Genomic DNA, 24945 nt, shown 5'->3' on the forward strand with positions numbered 1-24945 from the left:
TTCGGGGCGTGCCAGTGTGTGGACTCACTCCCGCTCACTGTCCAGGAACGGTGTGTCCGGGCGCCAGAACGGGACCTGGGCCAGGCCCGGGTCGATCAGCTCGAAGCCGTCGAAGAAGCGCTCGATCTCACGGGTGCGGAGGTTCGTGACTCCTCCCCCGGCTGAAGCCGGGGGCTTCTCGTTACGCCGGGTTGGCGTCGCGACGGACCAGCCCGGCCCATAGGACGTTGATGGCTCCCACTGTGTGCGGTGGTGTGCTCGGGTGTGGGCGCGGGGCCGCAGTCGTCGCCGGGGGTGGGTGGCTCCGGGGTCTCCGGTGCGGGCGGCTCCGACGGTTCTGATGGTTCCGGCGGCTCCGGGGCAGTCGGCGGTTCGGAGTACGTCGGGGGCTCCGGTGTCTCACCAACGGGGTCGGGATCAGCCGGAGTTGGGGTACTCGGCTCCGGTACGGGGGGCTCCTCCCCCGGCGTGCCGGGCTTCGGCTGCTCGGGCTCGGGCTGCTGTTCCTTCGGCGGCGCCGGCGTCGGCTCCGGCTCCGCGGGCGGCTCCGGCTCCTCACCCCCGGGCGCGGGCTTCACCGGGTTGGGGCCCGGGTCGGGCACCTCCGGCGCGGGCTCCACAGGGCTCGGCCCCGGATCCGGCACCTCCGGCGCAGGCTGCTCCGGTGCTCCCGGATCGCCCTCACCACCCCCGCCGTCCGAACTGCCCGAAGCGCTCCCGGAATCCCCGGAGTTCCCCGTTCCCCCGACATCCTCGGTTACGACGGCCCCCACCCCGTCACCCCGAGTCCGACCCCGATCCTCATCCCGCTCAACCTGCCGGGCGGCGCCCCCCGGCGTCTCCCCCGCCGCGCCCGCGGACGGCTCCGTCACCGGCGCCTGCGTCACCGGCGCCTGTACCACCGGCCCCTGCGCCACCGGCGCCTTCCCCGGCGAAGTCACCGTCGCGGGCGACTCGTTCACCCCGAGGGCCAGCACGACCGCGACGGCCGCGGCAGCCGCCGTACCGGAGGCGAGGGCGGCCTTGGTCTTCGGGCCCGCCGCACGGACCGTATGAAGAAGACCCTGCCCTGTCACGGAGGCCGCCCCCGCGGACCCTGCCGTGAGCGACGCCAGGAACTTCCCCGTGCCGCCGCCCACCACGAAGACCAGCAGCGCGGGGCCCACGAGCGCGGGCAGCCGGTTGTTGGCGCGGATGAGGACGGCGAGGCGGCCCCGGCACCCGTCGCAGGCGTCGACGTGGGCGAGGAGGCGCTCGGACTGGCGCGGGGTCGCGTTGCCGCGGACGTAGGCCGGCATACGGACCCAGTGGACCTCGCACGCGGGATCGTCGGGGGCCTCGGTCTGCGAGCGCAGGAACGCCTGACGCATGCCCTCGCGGGCGCGGTGCAGCAGTACGGCCGTGGCGCCCTGCTTGGCGCCGATCTGCCGGCCGACCGTCTCCAGCGGCTGGCCCTCGGCGTCGGCGAGCCAGAGGGCCTGCACCCAGCGTTCGGGGAGTTCGCCGAGGACGCGTACCAACAGGTCGGTGGAGGAGACCTGTTCGGCTGGGTCCTCCACGTGCCCGGAGGACGCCTGTTCGGGGATCTGCGGATCCCGCGGGGTCTCGTGCGTGGCGCTCGCGACGGACGACGCGAGGTGCCGCACGGTCGTCATGAGGTACGCCGGGACGTTGTCGATCTCGTGCCCGGCGGACAGCCGCCGCCACACGCGGAAGTGCGCCTCGGCGACGAGGTCTTCGGCCGCCCAGGTGTTGCGGGTGAGCGAGCGGGCGTACGCGACGAGGCGCGGCTGTTCCTCCTCGTAGATCCGCACGTATGCGGCGGTCGCGGAGGGGGATGCCTGGGCGGGCACTCTGGCCGGTTGGTCGGTCATGCGGGGACGCTCCAGTTCCCGGCGGGCGGGACGCGGACGGGTTTGTCAGCGTAGATGACAGAACTTTCAACCATTCAGTTCCGGCCGTGATTCAGGTCACATGAATGAACTCCGGCCCCCGCGTAATCAAGGGGCACTCCTGCGGCTCGACATGGCAACCGACCCATGCTCCCCACCGAGAAGGAGACCGCCGCTCATGCGCCCCACCACCCTGGAACAGACCGTCCGCGCCCGCCTGATCACCTCCGACCACCCGGAACTCCTGGTGCGTCCCACGCTGCGCTACAGCTCCGCCGAGCCGTTCGCCGTGCACATCGACTTCCCCGCGCATGTCTCGGCCGACGGCGAGGGCGTGACGTGGATGTTCGGGCGGGCGCTGCTGGAGGAGGGACTCGGGACATCCGCGGGAGAGGGGGACGTTCGGATACGGCCGCAGGGGTGGGCCCGGACCGTCGTCGAGTTCCACTCACCGCTGGGCCGCGCCGTGATCCGCTTCGGCACGGCCGCCCTGCGCCGCTTCCTGCTGCGCTCCTACGCCGTCGTCGAGCCGGGCACGGAGGATCTGGGGCCGGAACTCGACCAGGGGCTGGCGGCGCTGCTCGACGAGGTGTGAGGCGGCGATCTCGACAGGGGCGTACCCCACCCCCACACTGACCCGCATGCGCTTCCTGCGGCGAGTGGGCCGTGACCTGTCCCGCGGCGAGAACCTGGAGATCTACTCGACGGCCCTGCTGTCCCTGGCCCTCGCGGTGCTCGGCGCACTGGACCTGGTCGGCGGCAAGACGCTGGCCGCCGCAACCCTCGCGACGCTGGCCCTGCTCGCCGGGGGTCTGTTGGGCAGCCGCAGACAGTTGACGGACCTGGCGGAGCAGGTGCGGTCACGGATCGCTGGGGAGGTCTCAGCGGAGGACTTCCTGGCCCACGACAAACCCGAGCTCGTCCAACAGGTGCGCGGAGCGCAGGACATCAGGATCGTCGGGGTGACGCTGGGGCGGACCCTGCGCAATCTGATCGACGAGTTGCAGGGCCGGGCGGCCGCCGGGGCGACGGTCAGGGTGGCGCTGATCGACCCGAGCGGTTCCACTCCGGCGGAGGCGGCCCGGCGCAGCACGATGCCCGACCGGCCGGCCGTGTACGAGAACCGGTTGCGCTCCTCCCTCGACCTGTTGCGAGAGTTGGTGGAGACCCCGGGGGCCGGGACCCGGGTCGAGGTGCGGTTCCTCCCCTTCGTCCCCGCGTTCGGCCTCGTCCTGCTGGACCCGGAGCGACCGAACGGGCTCATCCACGTCGACATCTACTCCCACAGCTCCGCCACCGGGGACGCCGTGTTCACCCTGCGCCCGGGCCGCGACGGCCACTGGTACGAGAACTTCCAGTCCGAGTTCGACCGTATCTGGACCTTCGGCCGCACGGCGGGCGCACCGGACGACTGGGCGTAGTCCGAAGTCTGCGTCTTACGAGGGCAGCACGGCACACCCCGCCTGAGGCTGTGCAGCGCGGCTTCGACGGGGATCCCCTTGGGATCGCTTCCCGTCCGGGCAGAAAACGCCAAGAAGGCTCGCGGGTCGGCCCATTACGGTCGGGGCATGACGACACCTCTTACCGGCAGTGCCTTCGACTCGCTCCGTCTCGACGCCCTGCCCGACCAGGAGGCCCTGCGCCGGGCCTACGAACTCCCCAGCGACGCGGCCGTGCGCAAGCAGATGACCGAACTCACCGAACAGACCCGGCGGTTGATCGGATGCTCATCGCTGGTCCTGGTCGCCAGCGCGGACGCCGAGGGCAACTGTGACGTTTCCCCCCGCGGCGGCCCCGCCGGATTCGTCGCCGTCCTGGACGCACGGACGGTGGCGATACCGGACGCGACCGGCAACAAGCGTCTGGACACCCTGCAGAACGTCGTGGCCACCGGACGGGCCGGGCTGCTGTTCGTCATTCCGGGGCGCACCACGACGCTCAGGGTGAACGGTCGGGCCTGCGTCTCCACCCGCCCGGAGCTGCTGTCCCAGCTGACCGCCGTCGGTAAGCCGCCGACCAGTGCGCTGGTGGTGGGGATCGAGGAGGTCTACCCGCACTGCCCCAAGTCGCTCCTGCGCAGCGGGGCCTGGAAGGCGGAGCAGTGGCTGCCGGCGGACGCCCAGCCGACCTCGGCCGAGGTGACGCTGGCCCAGCTGCGGATGCCGGAGCTGACGATCGCCGACATCGAGCAGGCGGAGGCGGATTCGCTGAAGTACCGGTACGAGTAACGGGCCGGCGATACGACCCCTCTGATGCCTTCATGCACGCTGAAGACGAAGGAGAGGTTGCTGTCGTTGGCTGAGAGGGACGAGAAGACGTGGACGTGTATGAAGCGGTGGACAGTCGTCGGGCCGTGCGGGCGTTCAGCGATGTGCCGGTTGCCAAAGAGGCACTCGAACGAGTGCTGGCTGCAGCGACGCGGGCTCCATCGAGTGGGAACCTCCAGCCGTGGCATCTGTATGTCGTGAGCGGCGAGCCCTTGGTCGAACTGAAGAGGCGCGCGACGTCCAGGGCATTGGCGGGCGACCCGGGTGACGAGCGGGAGTACCCGATGTACCCGACCGAACTGACCTCGCCATATCTGGACCGCTTTTCGGCCGCGGCCGCCCAGCGGTACGAAGCACTGGGGATCGAGCGCGACGACCTCGACAGGCCCAAAAAGATCGCCGCCTTGAACTCGGAGGCGTTCGGGGCCCCCGTTGTGCTGTTCTGCTACCTCGACCGGACGATGGGGCCCGGGCAGTGGGGGGACGCGGGGATGTACTTGCAGACGGTCATGCTGCTGCTGAGGGCGGAAGGGTTGCACAGCTGCCCTCAGGTGATGTGGACGATGTATCGCAAGACCGTCAGCCAGATGGTCGGAGCCGATGACGGGCTCGTGCTGTTCTGCGGTGTCGCGGTGGGATACGAGAAGGAAGGCGTGCCACCGCTGCGCACCGGGCGGGCGCACATGACAGAAACAGTGAGCTTCATCGGCGTCTGACCGCTGCGGTCAAGTGCCATGGGACCGCCCTGGCGCGACCGTCCTGTCCTGAGCCCGTCGCCGCTCCAGCAGGGCGAGCTTCGGGTTGCCGAGGAAGCGGGCGCCCGGTGTTCATGAGTGCTCGAGTCGGCGTTGTTCCCAGACGGTGCGCAGGAGTTCGTACTCCACCTCGCCCTGTTCCGACCCCTCGATCGCCTCCGGCCAGTCGCCGAAGAAGGTGCGCAGGAAGGTCAGGCCGGACTTCTCCATCACGCGGCGCGAGCCCTTGTTGACGGTCATGGTGTTGGCGGTGACGCGTTCGACGCCGAGGTCGGTGAAGCCCTTGTCGATGAGGGCGCGGGAGCCCTCGGTGGCGTAACCGCGGCCCCAGGCGGCCCTGTTCAGGCGGTAGCCCAGTTCGACGACGGCCGGGCTGTCGTCGTCGAGGGGGCGGAACTCGAACCAGCCGAGGAAGGTGCCGGTGGACTTCTCCTCGGCCGCCCAGTAGCCGCGGGTGCCGAGGCCGGGGTGGTCGTGGAGGAGGCGGGGCAGGGTGCGGGTGCGGATCGTCTCGGGGGGCGTGGGCGCGCCGCCGGTGAGGAAGCGCATCACCTCGGGGTCGCCGTCCAGGGCGACGAGATGCTCGTCGTCGGCCTCGGTGAACGCCCGCAGCCGCAGCCTTCGGGTCTCCAGGAAGACGTACGTCACGGGCTTCTCCTCGTCGGCTCCTCGCCCAGGAACTCCTCGATCTCCCGGTGCAGCAGTTCCGGCTGGTCCAGGTGTACGTCGTGGGCGGCGCCCGGGACCACGGCCGTACGGGTGTCCGGGCGACGGGCCGGCATCTCGGCCGCCTCCGCGGGCTTCATGGTGCCGGACGCGCCGCGCACGAGGAGTGTGGGGCAGCGGATCCGCGACCACTGCGTCCAGTATCCGTCCTCGGCCAGTTCCGTGATCGTCCGGACCAGCGTGTCACGGTCGAAGCGTGGACGAAGGCCGTCCGCCCGTTCCTCAAGCCCCCGCGCCCATGCCTCGTGGCCGAGGAAGGCCGTCGCCTCCTCCAGGGACGCGAAGGGAAGGGGCCAGCTGTCCAGCCAGTCCGCGATCTCACCGGGCAGCTCCGGACTCCGGCCCGCCGGACCCGCCTCGACCAGGATCAGGGAGTGGACCAGTCCGGGGTGGTCCGCCGCGAGCAGCATCGCCGTAAGGCCGCCCAGGGACTGGCCGACGAGGATCGCGGGGGCGAGATCCAGTTCCCGCAGCAGGGTCACGGCGTCCTCGACATGGGCGGCGCGGCTCACCGACGCCGGGCGGCGGGTGCTCTCACCGTGGCCACGGGCGTCGTACGACACCACGCGGTGCCCGGACGACTCCAACCGCCCTGCCAGGTCGTCCCATTCGCCCAGATGGCCCGCGAGGCCGTGCAGGAGCAGCACGGACGGTTCGGGGCCGGGGCCGGTGCCGGGGCCGGGGCCAGGGCCGGGGCCAGGGCGGTCACGGTAGGCGATGCGGGTGCCGTCGCCGACCGTGAGGCGCCTGATGTGGCGCGTGGTACAGCGCGTCAACTTCCCTTCCCCTCGCCTGGGTTGCATACGTGAGGGAAGACTCGCCCGCCCGCGCGCCGCGCGCCAGCTGTTTTCCGCGTCCCGTCTGTGACAGCCCTGTAGCCGGAACTGTGGGCTCCGCCACAGCCGTTCGCCTTGCGTGCTGCTGGACTCGGCGGACCCGGAAACGAATGGTCAGGGGGCCGGGATGTCGTCGGTGATTCGTCGTCTGCGTGGGTTCGCCACGCTGGCGGGGCTCGTGGCGCTCGTCGTGTACACGTGGGGACTGCTGCATCTCGCCGGCTCGATCCTGGAGGCGGAGGACGGCGGCACGGGCTCCTCGCCGCTACCGCCGTGCCGTGGGAACGAGCAGGCCGTCCATGTCATCGACTACTCGGTGAGCTTCTTCCCCCTCTCCTTCGACTGCGAGATGAAGGACGGCGGCAGCTATCCGGCCGAGGTGATCCCCGGGTACGTCAATCCCGTCGCCGTGGGCTCCGCCCTCGCCGCCGTCGGCTGCGCCGTCGCCTCCGCCTATGTGGCGGAACTGCGGCTGCGGGCCGGGGCACGCAAGGGCGAGGCCGCCTAGGCACGGCGGGCGGATGCGTCAGCCCACGGGAACCAGCTCCGCCTTGCCGAACAACAGGGCGTAGCCGGAGGGCAGTCGGGCCAGGACACGGTCCACGAGCTCGTCGCCCACCAGTTCCGGCAGCACGCTCAGGACAGAGCTGACGTGCCAGCGGGCCGTCGCCGGGGTCGCACCCTCGATACGGGCGGCCACCGTGTCCACGAACTCCGGTGCCGACAGGGGTCTGTTGAGCGGGATGCGGGAGGCGATGATCCTGGCCGCCTCCTCGGGCAGGGCCCGGGCGAGGTCGACGCGTTCCTCGCCGGTGACGTGGTCGCCGAGGGCGGACAGGACGACGCGCAGGACGTGCTCCGCCTCCGCCGTGCTCACGTACTGTCCGGCGTCCTGCACCGCCTCGCCGAGGTCGGTCCAGCTGGGTCGGTTCGCGCTCATGTACGGGTCTCCAGGGGGTTGTCGCGCCGGGCGCCCCGCGGACGGACACACCGGCCCGCGGGACGCCGCTGTCTGTTGCGAGGGCTGGGGGTCAGCCGCTGCCTGTTGCGAGGGCCAGGTCAGCCGCTGATCTGCTTGCGGTCGCTGTCGCCGCCCGTGATCTGGATACGGCGTGGCTTGGCCTGCTCGGCCACCGGGATGCGCAGGGTGAGGACGCCCGCGTCGTACGAGGCGTCGATGCGTTCCGTGTCGAGGGTGTCGCCGAGGAAGAGCTGACGGGTGAAGGAGCCCGTGGGGCGCTCGGCGACGATCATCTCCGCGCCCTCGGGGGCGGGGAGGCGGCGCTCGGCGCGGACGTTGAGGACGTTGCGTTCGACATCCAGTTCGATCGTCTCGGGGTCGACACCGGGAAGGTCGAAGTGGACGACGAAGTCGTCCCCGGACCGGTACGCGTCCATCGCCATGGCGGCGGGACGGGCGGTGGAACCGAAAACCTGCTGCGCGAGCCGGTCGAACTCACGGAAGGGGTCGGTACGCATGAGCATCACAGTCCATCTCCTTTCCACAGACTCTGCGGTGCGATGCCCTACGCCTTCTTATATAGCTCGGAACCAGGAAACTTGACAAGCCCCGACTCAGGTTCGTTTTTCGGCACCGGCCCGGAGTTAGCCTCGGTCTCATCGGCGCTGTCGATCGCGATCGTTCAGGAGGCAGACATGGCGAAGGTTCCGAGTGCGGTGGTCGCGGCGGGCGGGATCGTCGGCGGGTACGGCGTGGCCCGCTGGACGAAGAAGCGGCAGCTGGGCGGGGCGGTGCTGGCCGTCGCCGGGGCCGCGGCGGCCCAGCAGTGGCGGGAACGGGCCGGCGGGAAGGCCGCCGGGGCGCTGACGGCCGCGTATGTCGCCGCCTTCGCCGGGTCCCACCCGCTGGCCAAGAAAGTGGGCGCGTGGCCGGCGGTGTTCGGCGTGGCGGGAGCGGTGGCCCTGGCGTCGTGGGCGGTGGCGGACCGCAACGCCTGAGGGGTCACCGGCCTCCCGCGGCCCGGTGGGTCAGCACATTGACCACCCGGCCGTTCGGGTCCCGGACGAAGAAGCGTCGTACGCCCCACTCCTCGTCCCGCAGCTCCCGTACGACCTCGGCGCCCGACGCCAGGACCTGCGCGTACACGGCGTCGACGTCCTCGACCTCCACGCTCAGGTCGGGGACGACGGGGGCGGTGCGCTCCTCGGTGAGGAAGCTGATCTGGGCGGTCGGATTGGCGGGCGACGCCAGCGTCACGACCCACCCCATGTCCATGACCTCCTCGAAGCCGAGCAGACCGTAGAAGGCGCGGTTGGCCGTCAGGGCCTCCCCGGACTCGACATGGATGTCGGGCGTGATCCTGCGGATGCTCATGGGCGCGGCCCCTTTTCTGTCATCGGCGGCCTGCTGCGTCTTTCTGTCATCGGCGTCTTTCTGTCACCGGCGTCTTTCTCTCGTCGGCGCCTTTCTGTTATCGCCTCCCCCACCCTCGCGTCTCCTGACCGTCCCCAGCCACCGGCACGCGAGGAATGACGTTCGTGACTTCACAGATCAGCCGTCGCAGCATGCTCAAGGCGGCGGGAGCCGCGGGTGTCGCGGTGACCGCCGCGACGGCCCTGCCCGCCACCGCCGCCGACTCCGCCTTCGCGCACCCGGGTCTGCTGCACACGCAGGCCGACCTCGCCCGCATGGCCGCGAAGGTGAAGGCGGGCGCCGCGCCCTACACGGCCGGTTTCGCCAAGCTGACCGCCAACCGCCATGCGCAGAGCGGCTGGACGCCCAACCCACAGGCGACGGTGTACCGGGGTGCGGGCAGCCCCCAGAACTACGCGACGCTCTACAACGACATCCACGCCGCATACCAGAACGGCCTCCGCCACCACGTCAGCGGCGACAGCGCGTACGCCGACACGGCCGTGGCGATCCTCAACGCCTGGTCGGCGAAGCTGACTTCCCTCGAAGGCAGCGCGGACCGATTCCTCGCCGCCGGGCTCTACGGCTACCAGTTCGCCAACGCCGCCGAACTCGTCCGGGACCACCCGGACTTCGACCTCTCCCGCTTCCAGGAGATGCTCACCAAGGTCTTCGCCCCGCTCAGCGACGACTTCCTGGTCCGGCACAACGGTGCCGTCATCACCAACTACTGGACCAACTGGGACCTGTGCGCCATGGCCTGCGTCCTGGCCACCGGCATCTTCTGCGACGACGCCTCCCAAGTCGCCCGTGCCGTCGACTACTTCAAGCACGGGGAGGGCCTCGGTTCCGTCAAGAACGCCATCCCCGTCGTGTACGACGACGGCCTCGGCGAGTGGCTGGAGGCGGGCCGGGACCAGGGGCACGCGCTCCTCGGCGTCGGCCTGATGGGCACGTTCTGCGAGATGGCGTGGAACCAGGGGTACGACCTGTACGGCTACGACGACAGCCGGTTCCTCAAGGGCGCCCAGTATGTGGCGAAGTGGGGCATGGGAGGGGAGGTCTCCTACACCGCGAACACCCGCGCGAAGGGGGCGATCGGGGGGTGGTCCGGGAGGGAGACGGCGTCCGCGGCGGCCGGCGTCGACCCCACGATGACCCGCCCCATCTGGGCGATGATCGCCAACCACTACACGAAGCGGCGGGGGCTTTCGGCGTCGTACGTCACACGGATCGCGGCGAAGTCCGCGCCGGAGGGTGGGGGCGGGGACTACGGCCCCAACAGTGGGGGTTACGACCAACTGGGCTTCGGCACACTGGCGTTCACACGGGACCGGGTTTCGGACACGGGGGCTTCTCCTGTTCCGGCGACTCGTCCGAGCGCGTCTCCGGCCTCCGGCGCACGGCCCCAGACGGGGGGTACGGCGTCCCCGGCCGCCGGCGAGGACCTTGCGGCCACCGGTTCCGACGACATCGTCGGGTGGTCCGCGGCCGCGGGGATCACTGCGGTGGCGGGGGGACTGCTTCTGCTGCGGCGGCGGGATCGGGTGCGGCGTGGGGGTGCGGAGTAGGGGGCACGGGGTCGGGCGCCTATTGAGGTGCCTCGCCAGGTCCTGGGGCGGCTGCGGGTCCGTTGTGGTTGCTCGCGCAGTTCCCCGCGGGTAGCTGCGCCGGGCTTGGGCCGGGCGCCTACGGGGGTGCCGGGTCGGGTTGTCGGGCGGGGGCGGGCTGGTGGGGGCTGGTCGCGCAGTTCCCCGCGGGTAGCTGCGCCGGGCTTGGGCCGGGCGCCTACGGGGGTGCCGGGTCGGGTTGTCGGGCGGGGGCGGGCTGGTGGGGGCTGGTCGCGCAGTTCCCCGCGGGTAGCTGCGCCGGGCTTGGGCCGGGCGCCTACGGGGGTGCCGGGTCAGGTTGTCGGGCGGGGGCGGGCCGGTGGGGGCTGGTCGCGCAGTTCCCCGCGCCCCTGGGGAGTTGCAGTCACCCGCGCCACGATGAACCGTTCGCCGCACCCCGCGCCACCACGGACCGCTCGCCACCTCGCGCACCCCAACGGACCGCTCGCCGCACCCCGCGCCACCACGGACCGATCCCCACCCTGCGCACCCCAACGGACCGTTCGCCGCACCCCGCGCCACCACGGACCGATCCCCACCCTGCGCACCCCAACGGACCGCTCGCCGCACCCCGCGCCACCACGGACCCTTCGCCACCTCGCGCACCCCAACGGACCGCTCGCCGCACCCCGCGCCACCACGGACCGATCCCCACCCCGCGTGCTCCGACGGGCCGTTCGCCGCACCGCGCGCCACGACGGGCCGGTAGCCGCGTACGGCGCGCAGGGGACGGGGTGGGGGGTGTCCGCCCGCAGCGGCCGGCGTCCGTCATCCAGTACAGCCGAGGCGACAGCAACCGCCGGACCGAGGACGGATGCCCCCCACCCCGGCCCCGCCCCACCCACAGACCGCACGCGCTACACCCGCCCCCACCGAACCGAAACAGGCCGCCGCAGGCACCCCGCCCAACCGCCGGAGGCACCCGCCCCCACCGAACCCAAACAGGCGCCGCAGGCAAGGGCCCGCTCAAGCCGACGCCGTCAGTGGCTTCGCGATGTCCTCCAGCGACCGCCGCTCCGCCCGCACCGCCAGGAACGCCGCCACCAGACCCGCCGCGCACATCAGACCCGCCCCGATCTGGAACGCCAGCACCGTGTCGCCGACCTTGCCCGTGTTCGTCAGGTCGGCGAACAGCAGCGGTCCGCTGATGCCGCCCGCCGCCGTACCCAGCGCGTAGAAGAACGCGATCGACATGGCCCGCGTCTCCATCGGGAACACCTCGGACACCGTGAGGTAGGCGCTCGACGCCCCCGCCGACGCGAAGAACAGCACCGCACACCAGCACGCCGTCAACGTGCTCGCGCTCAACGACCCCTGGTCGAACAACCACGCCGTCCCGAACAGCAGCAGCCCCGACAGCAGATACGTCGACGAGATCATCACCCGCCGCCCCACCGTGTCGAACAGCTTCCCCAGCAACAGCGGTCCGCAGAAGTTACCGATCGCGATGACCGCGAAGTAGTACCCGGTGTCCCCCGTCGGCACGTCGAAGAACGTCGTGAGGATCGCCCCGAACCCGAACGTGATCGCGTTGTAGAGGAAGGCCTGGCCTATGAAGAGTGAGAACCCCAGCACCGAACGGCGCCGGTAGTCCGAGAACACCGTCCGCGCGATCTCCACGAACGTCACGCTCCGCCGCTGATGGATCGTGATCTCACCCTCGGGCCGCGGCAACCGCTCGCCGCCCCTCTCCGCCTCCACCCGCTGCTCGATCGACGTGACGATCCGCTCCGCCTCTCCGTCCCGCCCGTGGATCAGCAACCACCGCGGACTCTCCGGCACATGCCGCCGTACAAGAAGGATCACGAACGCCAGCACCGCCCCCAGCGCGAACGTCAGCCGCCACCCCACATCCTTCGCGAAGATGTCCGTGTTCAGCGCGACGATCGACAGCAGCGAGCCGCCCACCGCTCCCAGCCAGAAACTCCCGTTGATCATCAGGTCGACCCGGCCCCGGTACGGCGCCGGAATCAGCTCGTCGATCGCGGAGTTGATCGCCGCGTACTCCCCACCGATCCCGAACCCGGTCAGGAAGCGGAACAGAAAGAACCACCAGGAGTCGAAGGACACCGCCGTCAGCGCCGTAGCGGCGAGATACACCGCCAGCGTGATCATGAACAGCTTTTTACGCCCCCATTTGTCCGTCAGCCGCCCCCAGAACAGCGCCCCCACGCACGCCCCGGCCACATACAGCGCCGCCGCGATCCCGGTGACCTGCCCGGAGGAGATGGACAGGCCACTCCCCGGCTCCGAGAGCCGGCTCGCGATGTTGCCGACGACCGTGACCTCCAGGCCGTCGAGGATCCACACGGTGCCGAGTCCGATGACGATCGTCCAGTGCCAGCGCGACCAGGGAAGCCGGTCGAGCCGGGCCGGGATGTTCGTCGTCACGGTGCGGCCGGTATCGGCCTGAGCGGTGGTCACAGAAGGGCTCCCTCCCCCTCGAGCGGTCGTCGAGCGAACCCCACCCGGGTGCCCCCGACCAGCCCGCCTACGCCCCCAGCACCCGCGACACCGTATAGATCAACAACCCCGCGAGCGACCCGACCACCGTGCCGTTGATCCGAATGAACTGAAGGTCACGGCCGATGTTCGCCTCGATCTTCCGCGTCGTGTGCTCGGCGTCCCAGCCGGCCACCGTGTCCGTGATCAGGGAGGTGATCTCCCGCCGATAGGTGGTGACCACGTACACCGCGGCCCCCTCCACCCACCCGTCGACCTTCGCCTGCACCTTCGGGTCGACGGCCATCCGCGCCCCCAGCGACAGCAGCGACGCCCGCACCCGCAGCCGCAGCTCACTGCGCTCGTCCTCGGCGGCGGAGACGATCATCGACCGTACGGCGGTCCAGGCGGACGCGATCAGGTCCTGGACCTCTCCGCGCCCCAGCACCTCGCCCTTGAGCCGCTCGACACGCGCGCGTGTGTCCGTGTCGGACTGGAGGTCGGAGGCGAAGTCCGTCAGGAACCGGTCCAGCGCGCCCCGCGCCGGATGGGACGGCATGTCCCGCATCTCGGTGACGAAGCGCAGCAGCTCCTTGTAGACCCGCTCGCCGACCTTCTTGTCGACGAAGCGCGGGGTCCAGCCGGGCGCGCCCCCCTGCACCGCGTCCATGACCTGCTCGTCATGGAGCACGAGCCAGTCGTGGGCCCGGGCCACCACCAGGTCGACGACCCGCCGGTGTCCCCCGTCGACGACGACCTTCTCCAGCATCTTCCCGATGCCGGGCGCGATCTCCTGGGCGTCGGCCCGCCGGGTGATCGCCTCCCCGACCACGGCCTGGACGTCGGAGTCCCGCAGGACGGTCAAGGCACCCCTGAGCGCTGCCGACAGCTCCGCCGTGACCCGGTCGGCGTGCTCGGGCTCGGCCAGCCAGGCCCCGAGCCGGCTGCCGATCCCCACGGCACGCAGCCGCTGTCGTACGACGTCCTCCGAGAGGAAGTTCTCGCCGACGAACTCGCCCAGCGACACCCCCAACTGGTCCTTCTTGGTGGGGATGATCGCGGTGTGCGGGATGGGCAGGCCGAGCGGATGGCGGAAGAGGGCGGTGACCGCGAACCAGTCGGCGAGCGCGCCGACCATGCCGGCCTCGGCGGCCGCGGCGACATAGCCGGCCCAGGCACCGGCGCCCTCATGGGACGCCCACGTGGCCAGCACGTACACCAGCGCCACGAAGAGCAGCAGCCCGGCCGCGATGAGCTTCATCTGGCGCACACCGCGCTGTTTCTCCTCGTCCGCCGCGCTGAAGGTGTTCATCGCACGTACGGCCGAAGCGGGGACGGCACGGTTCACGGCCCCGTCCGGCCGGGCATGCTGCTCCACGTCAGATGGTCCCGTTTCCTGAGGTTTCGTGCGTTCCATCCGCTCCACCCGTTCGGTGATCCCTCACACATTGTCCCTTCCTGAGCGACTCCCGGAACGGAACAGGAGTTCCCGGCGTCATTCCGGACGAGCGAACCGGAGGGGGTCTCGTCCCTTGCTCTCAGGTTCATGCCTCATCATGAGGTGATCAGATCGGAGCCTCGGGCTCCCATCGCCCTAGGAGAACAGCACCACATGACTCGGCGTCATGGTTACGCCCTGCTTGCCGCGATCATCGCCGTGATCGTGGCCATGTCCACCGCCATCTACGTCGGAGTGGCGGCCGACACCGGCACCAGCGACCACACCTCACTGTCCGGCTCCCGGCCCGCACGCCCCTCCGCCGCACCCGCCTCCGCCGGAGTCTGGGTCGGCACCTGGTCCGCCTCCCCGGTCGGCGCCGAGCCCGGCACCCAGGCCGAGGGCATGACCGGCCGCTCCGTCCGCAACGTCGTCCACGCCGCCGTCGGCGGTACGAGTGCCCGCGTCACGCTGTCCAATCTCTACGGCCGGACCGCGCTGACCATCACGCACTCCTCGATCGCCCTCGCCGCCGGCACGGAGACCGCCGCCGCGCGCGCGGGAACCATGCGGCCGCTCACGTTCGCCGGCAACACCACGGTCGTCGTCGCGGCGGGCGGGCAGGTGCTCAGCGACGCCGTCGCCCTGGCCGTCCCGGCGGGCAGCGACGTCCTCGTCACCACCTACTCCCCCAGCCTGTCCGGGCCGGTCACCTACCACCCGACGGCACGGCAGACCTCGTACGCCGGCGAGGGCGACCTCACCGAGGACGCGACCGGGACGGCGTACACCGAAAAGGTCGACCACTGGCGGTATCTCACCGCGCTGGACGTGCTCAGCGGCGAGGCCGACGGCACGGTGGTCGCCTTCGGCGACTCACTCACCGACGGCAAGAACTCCACCGTCAACGCGAACGCCCGCTGGCCCGACCACCTGAACCGGCGCCTGCGCACCGCGCTCGCCGCCGGCCGGGACCTGCCCCGCTACAGCGTCGTCAACGCGGGGATCGGCGGCAATCGGGTCCTCTCGGACGCCCGTGGCCGCCCCCTGGAGAACCAGGCGGGCATCCGCCGCTTCCGACGGGACGTGCTCGACCGCCCCAACGTCAAGATCGTGGTCATCGACCTCGGCATCAACGACCTCCTCCGCACCCCGGGCACCGCCGACCCGCAGAAGATCCTCACCGGCCTGCGCGACCTGGTCCGCCAGGCCCACGCCCGCGGCATCAAGGTCGTCGGCGCGACCCTCATGCCCGTCGGCAGGCGCACCACCTGGACCGAGGCCCGCGAGAGCGTCCGCCAGACGATCAACGCGGAGATCCGTTCGGGCAGGGTCTACGACGCGGTGGTCGACTTCGACAAGGCGCTGAGGGATCCCTACAACCCCCGTGGGCTCCGCGCGATGTACGACTCCGGGGACCGGCTCCACCCCAACGACAAGGGGTACGAGCGGATGGCGGACTCCTTCGATCTGGACTACCTGAAGGGGTCGGCGGCGGCACGGCTGTAGCCGCGGGCCGGCGGGGGCCTGTCGCGCCCCCGCCCACCGGCCGCTCAGTCCCCACCCCGTCGGCGCCGGTGGCGCGTCATGTCGCGGTGTCCCCCGATCATCCGCCGATGCGTGTCGAGGACATCGTCCCGGACCGACTCCCTCAGCTCCCGGACAGCCTCCCGGCGATCGAGCCGCTGCTGCCGCCGCTCCTCCCGGAGCTGCTGCCGCTCGGCCCTCCTCAGCTTCCGCTCGACCCCGACCCCGCCCCAGAACGCGAACCCGGTCACGACCACCCGAGGCGCCCCCGGCTCCCCCGGGACACCCTGCTCACGGTGGTCGAACCCGCCCATGATCCCGATCCCCCGCACCACGACCTCGACCCCCGGCGGCACGATCACCTGCACCCCGCCCATGATCGCGACACAGTTGATCTCGACCTCGCCGTCGGCGAAGTTCGCCTCCCGCAGATCGAGTTCACCACCGCCCCAGAAGGCGAAGCAGTTGAACCGCCGGGGCACGGTCCACCGCCCCTTGCGCTGGAACCCGGACATCACGGCGACGGCCCACGTGGACGAGCCCTCACCGCCGACGATCCGGGACGCCCAACTCCCGTCCGGCTCGGGCCGCTTCAGCATGTCGAGCTTGGGAGCGGCCACCTGGCCGACCGGAAGATCCCGGGTGATCGGCGCGAGTTCGCCGTACGTCCGCGCCTTGTACGTCGCGTCCAGCCGTTCCTCGAACTCCTCCATGTCGAGCCGCCCCTCCGCGAGGGCGTCCCGCAGGACCTCGGCGACTCGCTCACGATCGGCGTCGGAAGCCCGGAGTTCCGAGCCGGGGGGCCTGGGGGGTGTCCCCCCAGAAGGCACAGCGTCGGTCATGCACAGCAGCCTACGAGTTACCGCACCCCACGGCTACGACACCGCTTTCTCCGCTTCTCCCGCGTACATCTTCGCGATCACCGCCTCGATGTCCGGCTCCCGCACCGACAGATCCACCAGCGGGTACTCCGCCGCGACCCGGGCCACCAGCGCCGCCGCCGACTCGGACGCCGGGAACGCCAGCCACTGCCGGGGCCCCTCCACCTTCACCACGCGCGCGGGCGCCGCCTCGATCGGCGGCAGCTCCCGCTCCAGGTCCACCACGAGGGTGCGCTCGCTCTCGCCCACCTCGTGGAGACCGGCAAGGGGACCGTCGTACATCAGGCGCCCGTGGTCGATGACCATCACGCGCGAGCAGAGCTGCTCGATGTCCTGGAGGTCGTGGGTGGTCAGCAGGACCGTCGTGCCACGCTCGGTGTTCAACTCCCGCAGGAATCCACGCACCTTGGCCTTGGAGATGACGTCGAGTCCGATGGTCGGCTCGTCCAGGTACAGCACCTCGGGGTCGTGCAGCAGGGCCGCCGCGATGTCACCCCGCATCCGCTGACCCAGGGACAGCTGACGCACCGGAACGTCCAACAGGTCGGCCAGTTCGAGGAGTTCGACGCAGCGGTCGAGGTTCTCGCGGTAACGGGCGTCCGGGATGCGGTACATGCGGTGCATCAGCTTGTACGAGTCGATCAGCGGGAGGTCCCACCACAGGGTCGTGCGCTGGCCGAAGACCACGCCGATGCGGTGGGCGAGCTTCGTCCTCTCCCGGGACGGGTCGATCCCCGCCACCCGCAGGCGGCCACCGCTCGGCGTCAGGATGCCCGTCAGCATCTTGATCGTCGTCGACTTGCCGGCGCCGTTCGGGCCGATGTACCCGACCATCTCGCCGCGCGCCACGGTGAAGGAGATCGAGTCGACCGCCCGCACCTGGCGCCGCTCCCGTCTGAGGAAACCCGTCTTCTTGCGCACGTCGAAGACCTTCTCGACGTGGTCGAGTTCGATGAAGGCGTCCACCGCCACGTCCACCACCTGGTCCACCCCTAACTCCCCGTACTCCGATACGAACCGAGGCCCGCCCGCCACGCGAGCCCGGCCAGCGCACCGCACGCCACCGCCACCAGCGGCGACGCGAAGGCCGCCCACTGCGGCAGATCCAGCGGGTACGGCCGGTCCAGCACATAGGAGGCCGGCACCCAGTTGACGAAGGCGAGGGGCAGCATGAACGTCACCCCGCGCACGAAGTCCTTCCCGAACACCGTCGGCGGATACTGAAGCAGGGTCGTACCGCCGTACGTGAACGCGTTCTGCACCTCCGAGGCGTCCTGCGCGAAGATCTGGAAGGCCGCGCCCGCCACGAACACCGCGCAGAAGATCGCCGCACCGCTGACCACCATCACCGGCACCAGCAGCACCTTCGCCGCACTCCAGTCGACGTCGACCGACGCCAGCGCCCAGACCAGCACCACCGTGCCCTGGGTGATCCGGCCCAGGCGGCGCACCGCGAAACGGTCCGCGCCGATCTGGGCGAGCACCGGTACCGGCCGCACCAGCAGGATGTCGAAGGAGCCGTCACGGATCCGGGCGCCCAGCACATCCATCGAGCCGAGCACCAGGTCGGCGATCCCGAAGGCGGTCACCGAGAGGCCGTAGAGGAAGGCGATCTCGGGCAGGCCCCAGCCGCCCAGCGAGTCGACCTGCGAGAACATCAGCAGGATCCCGACGAAGTCCAGGCAGGTCATCAGCAGGTTGCCGCACATCGTGACGACGAAGGAGGTGCGGTAGGCCATCGAGGACCGCACCCACATGCCCGCGATCAGCCAGTAGGCCCGCACACCCTCGCCCAGGCGGGACGTCTCAGCCACCCTGCACCACCACCCGCCGCGTCGCCGCCGACTGCAGCAGCCGGCCGACCGCCAGCAGCACCACCGCCCACGTCGCCTGGAAGGCGTACGCCCCGAGCGGATCGGCCTCCCCCATCAGTACGTCCGCCGGCATCTGGAGCTGCGCCGCCCACGGCAGCGCCCGCACGATGTCGCCCAGTACCCCCGGGAAGGCGTTGAGCGGGAACACGATGCCCGAGCAGAAGACGCCCGTGATCATCACGCCCTGCATGATGCCCATGCCGTCCATCAGCCAGAACACGCTCAGGGCGGCCAGATAGCGGATCCCGAAACTGACCACCATCGCGAGCAGCAGCGCCACGAACAGGGCCGCCCAGGACATGACGTCGGTGGGCAGCGCCATCGGGAAGAACAGCGCGCCGAACGCGAAGGGGATCACGCCCCGACCGATCAGCTGGAACAGCGAACGGCCCAAGTCGCTCGCCAGCCACCACAGTTGGAGATCGGCCGGGCGGTACAGGTCGACCGCGATCTCACCCGTGCGGATCCGCTCGATCACGTCCTTCTCGGCACCGCCGCCCTGGATGGCCAGCGTCGAGTAGAGACACTGCCCCAGCCATACGTAGGTGACCGCCTGCGCCTGGTCGTAGCCCCCCAGATGGGGCTTCTCGTCCCACAGCGCGAGATAGGTGTAGACGAGGATCACACCGAAGACGGTGTTGGTGAACACCCCCGCGAACGTGGCCGCTCGATATGTCGCGTATCGTCTGAATCCCCCTGCCGCGACGGCCGCGTACAACCGCCAGGAACCCACCTTCACAGCCCTCCTCGGCCCCGCAGACACCGAAGCGCAGGAGCCTAGTGCGCAGGTGACGAAGCGGGCCACCCCTTTTCCGGGCGAGACGCGCGCCATATCCGGGAACGGAACGCAGGGTGCGAGAGTCTTCAACAGGGGACGCAGAAGGCGTACGAGGGCGTACGGGAACGTACGAGGCGAAACAGGAGTCCGTGCACGAGATGAGCGACCAGCCGCAGCAGCCGACCGAGGGCTGGGCACCGACAGACCCACAGACGCCCGAAGAGCCCGGCGGGAAGAAGAAGGCCAAGCGGCCCAGGCGCACCGGCTGGCGACGGCTGATCCCGACCTGGCGCATGGTGCTGGGCACCTTCGTCCTCGGGCTGATCGCCCTGGCCGGCCTGTTCTTCCTCGGCTACTCCATGGTCAACATCCCGCCGGCCAACGCGCTCGCCATGAAGCAGTCCAACGTCTACCTCTACGCCGACGGCAGCCAGCTCGCCCGCGACGGCGAGGTCAACCGCGAGAACGTCTCCCTCGCACAGGTCTCCAAGGACGCCCAGCACGCCGTCCTCGCCGCCGAGGACCGCGACTTCTACACCGAGTCCGCGATCGACCCCAAGGCCATGCTCCGCGCCGGCTGGAACACCGCCACCGGCAAGGGCAAGCAGTCCGGCTCCACGATCACCCAGCAGTACGTGAAGAACTACTACCTGGCCCAGGAGCAGACCGTCACCCGCAAGGCCAGGGAGTTCTTCATCTCGATCAAGCTGGACCGCACCCAGTCCAAGGACCAGATCCTAGAGGGCTACCTCAACACCAGCTACTTCGGCCGCACCGCGTACGGCATCCAGTCCGCCGCCCAGGCCTACTACGGCGTCGACGCCGTCGACCTCGACCCGGCCCACGCCGCCTACCTCGCCGCGCTGGTCAACGCGCCGAGCGAGTACGACGTCGTCGCGCACCCCGAGAACAAGGCGGCGGCCGAGGCCCGCTGGAACTACGTCCTGGACGGCATGGTCAAGAAGGGCTGGCTGGCCCAGTCCGAGCGCACCGGCCTGAAGTTCCCGATGCCCAAGGAGCAGACCGTCTCCACCGGCCTGTCCGGGCAGCGCGGCTACATCGTGCAGGCGATCAAGGACTACCTCACCACCAACAAGATCGTCACCGCGGAGCAGCTGGAGGCCGGCGGCTACCGCATCACCACCACCCTGGACAAGTCCAAGCAGGACGCCTTCGTGAAGGCCGTCAACGACCAGGTGATGAAGAAACTCGACAAGAAGAACAACAAGGTCGACAACTACGTCCGCGCGGGCGGCGCCTCCGTCGACCCGAAGACCGGCAAGGTCGTCGCGATGTACGGCGGCGTCGACTACGTCAAGCAGTACACGAACGGCGCGACCCGCGGCGACTTCCAGGTCGGCTCCATCTTCAAGCCCATCGTGTTCGCCTCGGCCGTCCAGAACGACTCCGAGACGCAGGACGGCCAGACCATCACCCCCAACACCTACTACGACGGCACCAACAAACGCCCGGTCGTGGGGTGGAACGGCGGCACCTACGCCCCCGAGAACGAGGACCAGGGCTCCTACGGCGAGATCACCGTCCGCGAGGCCACCGACAAGTCCGTCAACTCGGTGTACGCGCAGATGGCCGTCGACGTCGGCTCCGACAAGGTCAAGCAGACCGCGATCGACCTGGGCATCCCCTCCGACACCCCGGACCTGACGGCCTCCCCGTCCATCGCGCTCGGCGTGAACACCGCGAGCGTCCTCGACATGGCGGAGGCCTACGCCACCCTCGCCAACCACGGCCGGCACGGCACGTACACGATGATCGACAAGATCACCAAGGACGGCGCGGAGACCGTCGAGCTGCCCCAGCAGAAGACCAAGCAGGCCGTCAGCCGCGAGGCCGCCGACACCACCACCTCGATCCTTCAGAGCGTCGTCGAGAACGGCACCGCCACCGCCGCCCAGGCCGCCGACCGCCCCGCAGCCGGCAAGACCGGCACCGCCGAGGAGGACACCGCGGCCTGGTTCGCCGGCTACACCCCCGAACTCGCCACGGTCGTCTCCGTCATGGGCCAGGACCCGGTGACCGCCGCCCACAAGTCGCTGTACAACGCGATGGGCCTGGAGCGCGTCAACGGCGGCGGGCCGCCCGCCGAGATCTGGGCGCAGTACACCAAGGCCGCCCTCAAGGGGAAGCCGGTCACCGACTTCGACCTCGAGCTCCAGCCGGGCGCCGAGATCCAGGCCCCGAGCAGCCAGGCCCCGGTCGACCCGACCACGGGCGGCCAGGACAACGGCGGCACCACCGGCGACACCACCGGCGGCGAGGAGACCCCGGGCCAGACCCAGGGACAGACCCAGGGCCAGACCCAGGGCCAGGGCAACGGCGGCACGACCACGACCGGCGGCGACACCACGACGGGCGGCACGACCGGCGACACGACCACCGGCGGCACGACGACCGGCGGGACGGGGGGCGCCACGAACGGCGGCACCACGACCGGCGGCACCACGACCGGCGGCGGCACGACGGGTGACACGACCGGGGGAACCACCGGAGACACACCGAGCGGCGGGGCAACGACGGAGGGCGCGGGCCTGGTGAGCACGTCCAGACGGGACTGACCGTCCCGCGGCACGGCGAGAGGGGCCGGTGACTGCTGTCACTGGCCCCTCTGGCGTCGATCTACAGGTACAGACCCGTCGAGTCCTCGGAGCCCTCGAACCGGTCGGCCGCCACCGCGTGCAGATCACGCTCACGCATGAGGACGTAACCGGTCCCGCGCACCTCGACCTCGGCCCGGTCCTCGGGGTCGTACAGCACCCGGTCACCGGGCTCCACGGTCCGTACGTTCTGCCCCACGGCGACCACCTCGGCCCAGGCCAGCCGGCGTCCGACGGCCGCGGTGGCGGGAATGAGGATGCCGCCGCCCGACCGCCGCTCGCCCTCACCGTTCTCCTGCCGCACGAGTACGCGGTCATGCAGCATCCGGATGGGCAGCTTGTCGTGCGGGGTGTCGTTTCTCTTCGCGCTCACGCCACTGAACCTACCTGTCCTCGACGCCCGTGTACGCGGCCGGGTCAGCCCCTGCGGCGCCGGGCTCCCAGGGCGAGCAGCCCCACGAGTCCCACGGCGACCAGCGCGACGGGCACGACACGCTCCAGCCGGGGCGCACCCTCCTCGTCCACGAACTGGGCCTTCACGTCCGTGACCGCCTTGTTGACGGAGACGTACGCCCGCCCGAGCGTGTGGTCGATGTTGGAGACGACTTTGGCCTTGGCGTCGCCGACGATCGTCTTCGGGTGCACCCGCACCCCGATCTCGTCGAGCGTCTCGGCCAGCAACTCGCGGCGGCGCTTGATGTCCGCCTCGATCTGCGCCGGGGTTCTGATGTCCGACGTGTCCGCCACGGTGGGGCCTCCGGGATCGCTGCTACGTGTCCTGGACAGTCTGTCAGTTCCGACCGCGACCGCACTGTCAGGACCCCCGGTTACGCTGACCCAATGAGCGAGCGACTCCAGCCCGGGGACGTGGCCCCCGCCTTCACCCTGCCCGACGCCGACGGCAACGAGATCTCCCTGTCGGACCACAAGGGCCGCAAGGTCATCGTCTACTTCTACCCGGCCGCCCTGACACCGGGCTGCACGAAGCAGGCCTGCGACTTCACCGACAACCTGGAGGTGCTGGCCGGCGCGGGGTACGACGTCATCGGCATCTCCCCGGACGCCCCGGAGAAGCTGGCGAAGTTCCGCGAGAAGGAGTCCTTGAAGGTCACCCTCCTCGCCGACCCCGACAAGAAGGTCACCGAGGCCTACGCGGCGTACGGCGAGAAGAAGAACTACGGCAAGACCTACATGGGCGTCATCCGCTCCACGATCATCGTGGACGAGGAGGGCAAGGTCGAACGGGCCCTGTACAACGTCCGGGCGACGGGCCACGTGGCGAAGATCATCAAGGATTTGGGTATCTGAACGAGATCCAGCAGTCAGGAGCCAGGTCGGGCCGCTCGGGCACCGGCCTGCGCTCCTCGGTCCAGGCTCCGGGCGCGAACTCCTCGCCGACCCGCCGCCAGAACCGCACAGCCCTCCCGTTGTTCTCCTGAAACGCGACCTCCCACTCTCCCGGATGCCGCGCCATCACCTCCCGCACGGCCCACAGCCCGACCCCGGCACGCCGCACACCCCGCACGACGAAAAAGCTGTTGAGCACGCGGGTGGGCCGGCTGAGCCCCCGCACGAAGACGAACCCGACGGGCCGGTCACTGAGGCTGATGAGATACGGCGCCCAGTCGACCGAATCGGAGAAGGCCGCCTCCAACCGCTCACTGCGGAAGGCCCCGTCGGGGTTGGGCACTCCCCCGACGAACTCTGACATGTCGTGCTTGAACATGAGCCAGAGACGCTCGATGGCGGGGCGGTCGGTGGGGGTCGCCGTTCGGAGATTCAGATCAGCGGTCATGTCTGAGCTTTACACGGCGAGCGTGACTGTCCGATAAGCGGTTCGTTACTCCGTACGACGTCGCGAACGTGTGGCCGAGAACGGAGGGGGCGATGGACGTGCAGAACTCATACAGCGAGGAACAACTCACATCAGCCGTAGCCGAGGCTCGCAACTGGACCGATCTCATGCGGAGGCTCGGACTGAGGACGAGTGGAGGACAGCGGCGGGTGCTGCAGGGGAAGGTTGCGGAGCACGGGCTCGACACCAGCCACTTCGTCAAGCGCAGCCCTTGGCGCAAGTACCCGGATGCCGCTATCGCCGAAGCTGCCGCCACGTCGTCCTCACTGCGCGAAGTGGCATGGAAGCTGGGGGCCACTCCGGCCACCGGCACCCTGTCTCACATTCGCCGCCGCATTCATGCCGCCGACATCGACATCAGCCACTTCCCGGGCATCAACCGACCCGATTTGGAACTGCCCTTCACCACTGAAGAACTCAGGGTGGCAGCAGCAGCGGCTACCAGCGTGCGCGGCGTTGCTCGCGCCCTCGGTGTACCGGACGACAGCCGGTCTCGTGCGACTCTGCACCGCATGATGCGCGCCCGGAGCATCAGCACGGAACACTTCTCACACCGACGTGTACCGATTCCCGAGGACAGACTCCGTGACCTCGTCCAGAACTCCACCAGTTACGCCGACGTGATGCGCGACCTCGGCCTGGACGTCAACGACACGAATCACCGACGGGTCCGGCGAGCGGCGGCTCGACTGGGCCTCGACACGAGCCACTTCACACGCCGGGCATGGGGGCGAGCGGACCGTCCGGCGCCTGCACCCACCGCCCACCGGGTACTCGTTGTACTCCCTGATCACGCCGGGCGAACCAACAGGATTCAGCTCCACCGTGCACTGACGGAGATCGGGGTGCCCTACGCATGTGAAACCTGCGGCAACACGGGCCAGTGGCTAGGGCAGCCGATCACCTTGCAGATCGATCACGTCAACGGCGAGTGGCGCGACAACCGTCGCGAGAATCTGCGATACCTCTGCCCCAACTGCCACGCTCTGACGGAGACGTGGTGCCGACAGAAAGAGAGAAGGCCGCTCGCGGGATAGCTGCGGGTCCCCGTACACTTGCAGGCGCGCGTCATCCT

The 24945-nt window shown here is 70.2% G+C and carries 26 protein-coding genes and 1 pseudogene; 11 read left to right on the plus strand and 16 right to left on the minus strand.

Features of this window, described 5'->3' with window-relative positions:
• Positions 1-24 precede the first annotated feature (24 nt).
• Both QF027_RS18770 and QF027_RS18775 read right to left on the minus strand, forming a co-directional pair.
• Positions 25-144: pseudogene (locus tag QF027_RS18770) on the minus strand (SAM-dependent methyltransferase); the annotation flags it as partial.
• Positions 96-1874 (minus strand): sigma-70 family RNA polymerase sigma factor, encoded by a 1779-nt coding sequence (locus tag QF027_RS18775; RefSeq protein ID WP_307075787.1) that lies wholly within the window; start codon positions 1872-1874, stop codon positions 96-98. The pseudogene QF027_RS18770 and the gene QF027_RS18775, both read right to left, overlap by 49 nt.
• Before the next feature lie 196 nt (positions 1875-2070).
• Here QF027_RS18775 and QF027_RS18780 point away from each other — a divergent pair, with 196 nt between their 5' ends.
• From QF027_RS18780 to QF027_RS18795, 4 genes are all read left to right on the plus strand, one after another.
• Complete coding sequence (locus tag QF027_RS18780) at positions 2071-2487, plus strand: SsgA family sporulation/cell division regulator (RefSeq protein ID WP_306980733.1); 417 nt, start codon at positions 2071-2073, stop codon at positions 2485-2487.
• Positions 2488-2533: 46 nt separating this feature from the next.
• Positions 2534-3313, plus strand: a complete 780-nt coding sequence (locus QF027_RS18785; protein ID WP_307075789.1) for a hypothetical protein — start codon at positions 2534-2536, stop codon at positions 3311-3313.
• Between the two features lie 147 nt (positions 3314-3460).
• On the plus strand, positions 3461-4120 hold the full coding sequence (locus tag QF027_RS18790) for an MSMEG_1061 family FMN-dependent PPOX-type flavoprotein (protein ID WP_307075791.1): 660 nt from the start codon (positions 3461-3463) through the stop codon (positions 4118-4120).
• 89 nt (positions 4121-4209) lie between these two features.
• Positions 4210-4875: a nitroreductase gene (locus tag QF027_RS18795; RefSeq protein ID WP_307075792.1), complete on the plus strand. Its 666-nt coding sequence runs from the start codon at positions 4210-4212 to the stop codon at positions 4873-4875.
• Positions 4876-4986: 111 nt separating this feature from the next.
• On the opposite strand, the gene QF027_RS18800 is transcribed toward QF027_RS18795, so the two are convergent.
• On the minus strand, positions 4987-5562 hold the full coding sequence (locus QF027_RS18800; protein ID WP_306980726.1) for a GNAT family N-acetyltransferase: 576 nt from the start codon (positions 5560-5562) through the stop codon (positions 4987-4989).
• Positions 5559-6416: an alpha/beta fold hydrolase gene (locus tag QF027_RS18805; RefSeq protein ID WP_307075794.1), complete on the minus strand. Its 858-nt coding sequence runs from the start codon at positions 6414-6416 to the stop codon at positions 5559-5561. The genes QF027_RS18800 and QF027_RS18805 overlap by 4 nt, the downstream gene beginning before the upstream one ends.
• A gap of 187 nt (positions 6417-6603) precedes the next feature.
• Here QF027_RS18805 and QF027_RS18810 point away from each other — a divergent pair, with 187 nt between their 5' ends.
• On the plus strand, positions 6604-6984 hold the full coding sequence (locus QF027_RS18810) for a hypothetical protein (protein ID WP_307075796.1): 381 nt from the start codon (positions 6604-6606) through the stop codon (positions 6982-6984).
• An 18-nt stretch (positions 6985-7002) separates the two neighbouring features.
• Here the strand turns inward: QF027_RS18810 and QF027_RS18815 are convergent, their stop codons facing one another.
• Together QF027_RS18815 and QF027_RS18820 are read right to left on the minus strand one after the other, a co-directional pair.
• Positions 7003-7416, minus strand: a complete 414-nt coding sequence (locus QF027_RS18815; protein ID WP_307075799.1) for a DUF2267 domain-containing protein — start codon at positions 7414-7416, stop codon at positions 7003-7005.
• A gap of 119 nt (positions 7417-7535) precedes the next feature.
• Entirely contained in the window at positions 7536-7961 is a 426-nt protein-coding gene (locus QF027_RS18820; protein ID WP_306980719.1) for an Hsp20/alpha crystallin family protein, read from the minus strand.
• Between the two features lie 171 nt (positions 7962-8132).
• On the opposite strand from QF027_RS18820, the gene QF027_RS18825 reads away from it, so the two are divergent.
• Positions 8133-8435 carry a hypothetical protein gene (locus QF027_RS18825; RefSeq protein ID WP_266564142.1) on the plus strand — a complete coding sequence of 101 codons (303 nt, stop codon included), beginning with the start codon at positions 8133-8135 and terminating at the stop codon, positions 8433-8435.
• A 4-nt stretch (positions 8436-8439) separates the two neighbouring features.
• On the opposite strand, the gene QF027_RS18830 is transcribed toward QF027_RS18825, so the two are convergent.
• Positions 8440-8811, minus strand: coding sequence for a VOC family protein (locus QF027_RS18830; protein ID WP_307075800.1), 372 nt, complete (start codon positions 8809-8811; stop codon positions 8440-8442).
• Between the two features lie 155 nt (positions 8812-8966).
• On the opposite strand from QF027_RS18830, the gene QF027_RS18835 reads away from it, so the two are divergent.
• Positions 8967-10421: an alginate lyase family protein gene (locus tag QF027_RS18835; protein WP_373432419.1), complete on the plus strand. Its 1455-nt coding sequence runs from the start codon at positions 8967-8969 to the stop codon at positions 10419-10421.
• Positions 10422-11426: 1005 nt separating this feature from the next.
• Here QF027_RS18835 and QF027_RS18840 read toward each other — a convergent pair.
• Both QF027_RS18840 and QF027_RS18845 read right to left on the minus strand, forming a co-directional pair.
• Complete coding sequence (locus tag QF027_RS18840; RefSeq protein ID WP_307075802.1) at positions 11427-12884, minus strand: MFS transporter; 1458 nt, start codon at positions 12882-12884, stop codon at positions 11427-11429.
• A 67-nt stretch (positions 12885-12951) separates the two neighbouring features.
• A complete protein-coding gene (locus QF027_RS18845) occupies positions 12952-14319 on the minus strand; it encodes a DUF445 domain-containing protein (RefSeq protein ID WP_306980712.1) in 1368 nt (455 codons plus the stop codon).
• 195 nt (positions 14320-14514) lie between these two features.
• Here QF027_RS18845 and QF027_RS18850 point away from each other — a divergent pair, with 195 nt between their 5' ends.
• Complete coding sequence (locus tag QF027_RS18850) at positions 14515-15849, plus strand: SGNH/GDSL hydrolase family protein (protein WP_307075804.1); 1335 nt, start codon at positions 14515-14517, stop codon at positions 15847-15849.
• A gap of 44 nt (positions 15850-15893) precedes the next feature.
• On the opposite strand, the gene QF027_RS18855 is transcribed toward QF027_RS18850, so the two are convergent.
• The 4 genes from QF027_RS18855 to QF027_RS18870 are packed head-to-tail and all read right to left on the minus strand — an operon-like array spanning position 15894 to position 19355.
• Positions 15894-16709 (minus strand): DUF1707 SHOCT-like domain-containing protein, encoded by an 816-nt coding sequence (locus QF027_RS18855; protein ID WP_307075806.1) that lies wholly within the window; start codon positions 16707-16709, stop codon positions 15894-15896.
• Between the two features lie 33 nt (positions 16710-16742).
• On the minus strand, positions 16743-17738 hold the full coding sequence (locus tag QF027_RS18860) for an ABC transporter ATP-binding protein (RefSeq protein ID WP_306980704.1): 996 nt from the start codon (positions 17736-17738) through the stop codon (positions 16743-16745).
• 2 nt (positions 17739-17740) lie between these two features.
• Positions 17741-18562, minus strand: a complete 822-nt coding sequence (locus QF027_RS18865) for an ABC transporter permease (RefSeq protein WP_306980703.1) — start codon at positions 18560-18562, stop codon at positions 17741-17743.
• Positions 18555-19355: an ABC transporter permease gene (locus tag QF027_RS18870; protein ID WP_306986672.1), complete on the minus strand. Its 801-nt coding sequence runs from the start codon at positions 19353-19355 to the stop codon at positions 18555-18557. The genes QF027_RS18865 and QF027_RS18870 overlap by 8 nt, the downstream gene beginning before the upstream one ends.
• A 203-nt stretch (positions 19356-19558) precedes the next feature.
• On the opposite strand from QF027_RS18870, the gene QF027_RS18875 reads away from it, so the two are divergent.
• A complete protein-coding gene (locus QF027_RS18875; RefSeq protein ID WP_307075808.1) occupies positions 19559-21976 on the plus strand; it encodes a transglycosylase domain-containing protein in 2418 nt (805 codons plus the stop codon).
• Between the two features lie 61 nt (positions 21977-22037).
• Here the strand turns inward: QF027_RS18875 and QF027_RS18880 are convergent, their stop codons facing one another.
• A complete protein-coding gene (locus tag QF027_RS18880) occupies positions 22038-22388 on the minus strand; it encodes a GroES family chaperonin (protein WP_123761009.1) in 351 nt (116 codons plus the stop codon).
• Positions 22389-22432: 44 nt separating this feature from the next.
• The gene (locus QF027_RS18885) at positions 22433-22762 is read right to left on the minus strand and encodes a DUF3618 domain-containing protein (protein ID WP_307075810.1); all 330 of its coding nucleotides are present in this window, start codon (positions 22760-22762) and stop codon (positions 22433-22435) included.
• 93 nt (positions 22763-22855) lie between these two features.
• On the opposite strand from QF027_RS18885, the gene bcp reads away from it, so the two are divergent.
• Complete coding sequence (gene bcp / locus QF027_RS18890; protein WP_306980697.1) at positions 22856-23323, plus strand: thioredoxin-dependent thiol peroxidase; 468 nt, start codon at positions 22856-22858, stop codon at positions 23321-23323.
• Here bcp and QF027_RS18895 read toward each other — a convergent pair.
• Positions 23304-23810, minus strand: coding sequence for a GNAT family N-acetyltransferase (locus QF027_RS18895; protein ID WP_306980695.1), 507 nt, complete (start codon positions 23808-23810; stop codon positions 23304-23306). The two genes, bcp and QF027_RS18895, sit on opposite strands and share 20 nt — an antisense overlap.
• Before the next feature lie 92 nt (positions 23811-23902).
• Between QF027_RS18895 and QF027_RS18900 the strand changes: the two genes are divergently transcribed.
• Entirely contained in the window at positions 23903-24907 is a 1005-nt protein-coding gene (locus QF027_RS18900) for an HNH endonuclease (RefSeq protein ID WP_306980693.1), read from the plus strand.
• Positions 24908-24945 lie beyond the last annotated feature (38 nt).

It is taken from the genome of Streptomyces canus, assembly GCF_030816965.1.
Classification (GTDB): Bacteria; Actinomycetota; Actinomycetes; order Streptomycetales; family Streptomycetaceae; genus Streptomyces; species Streptomyces canus_E.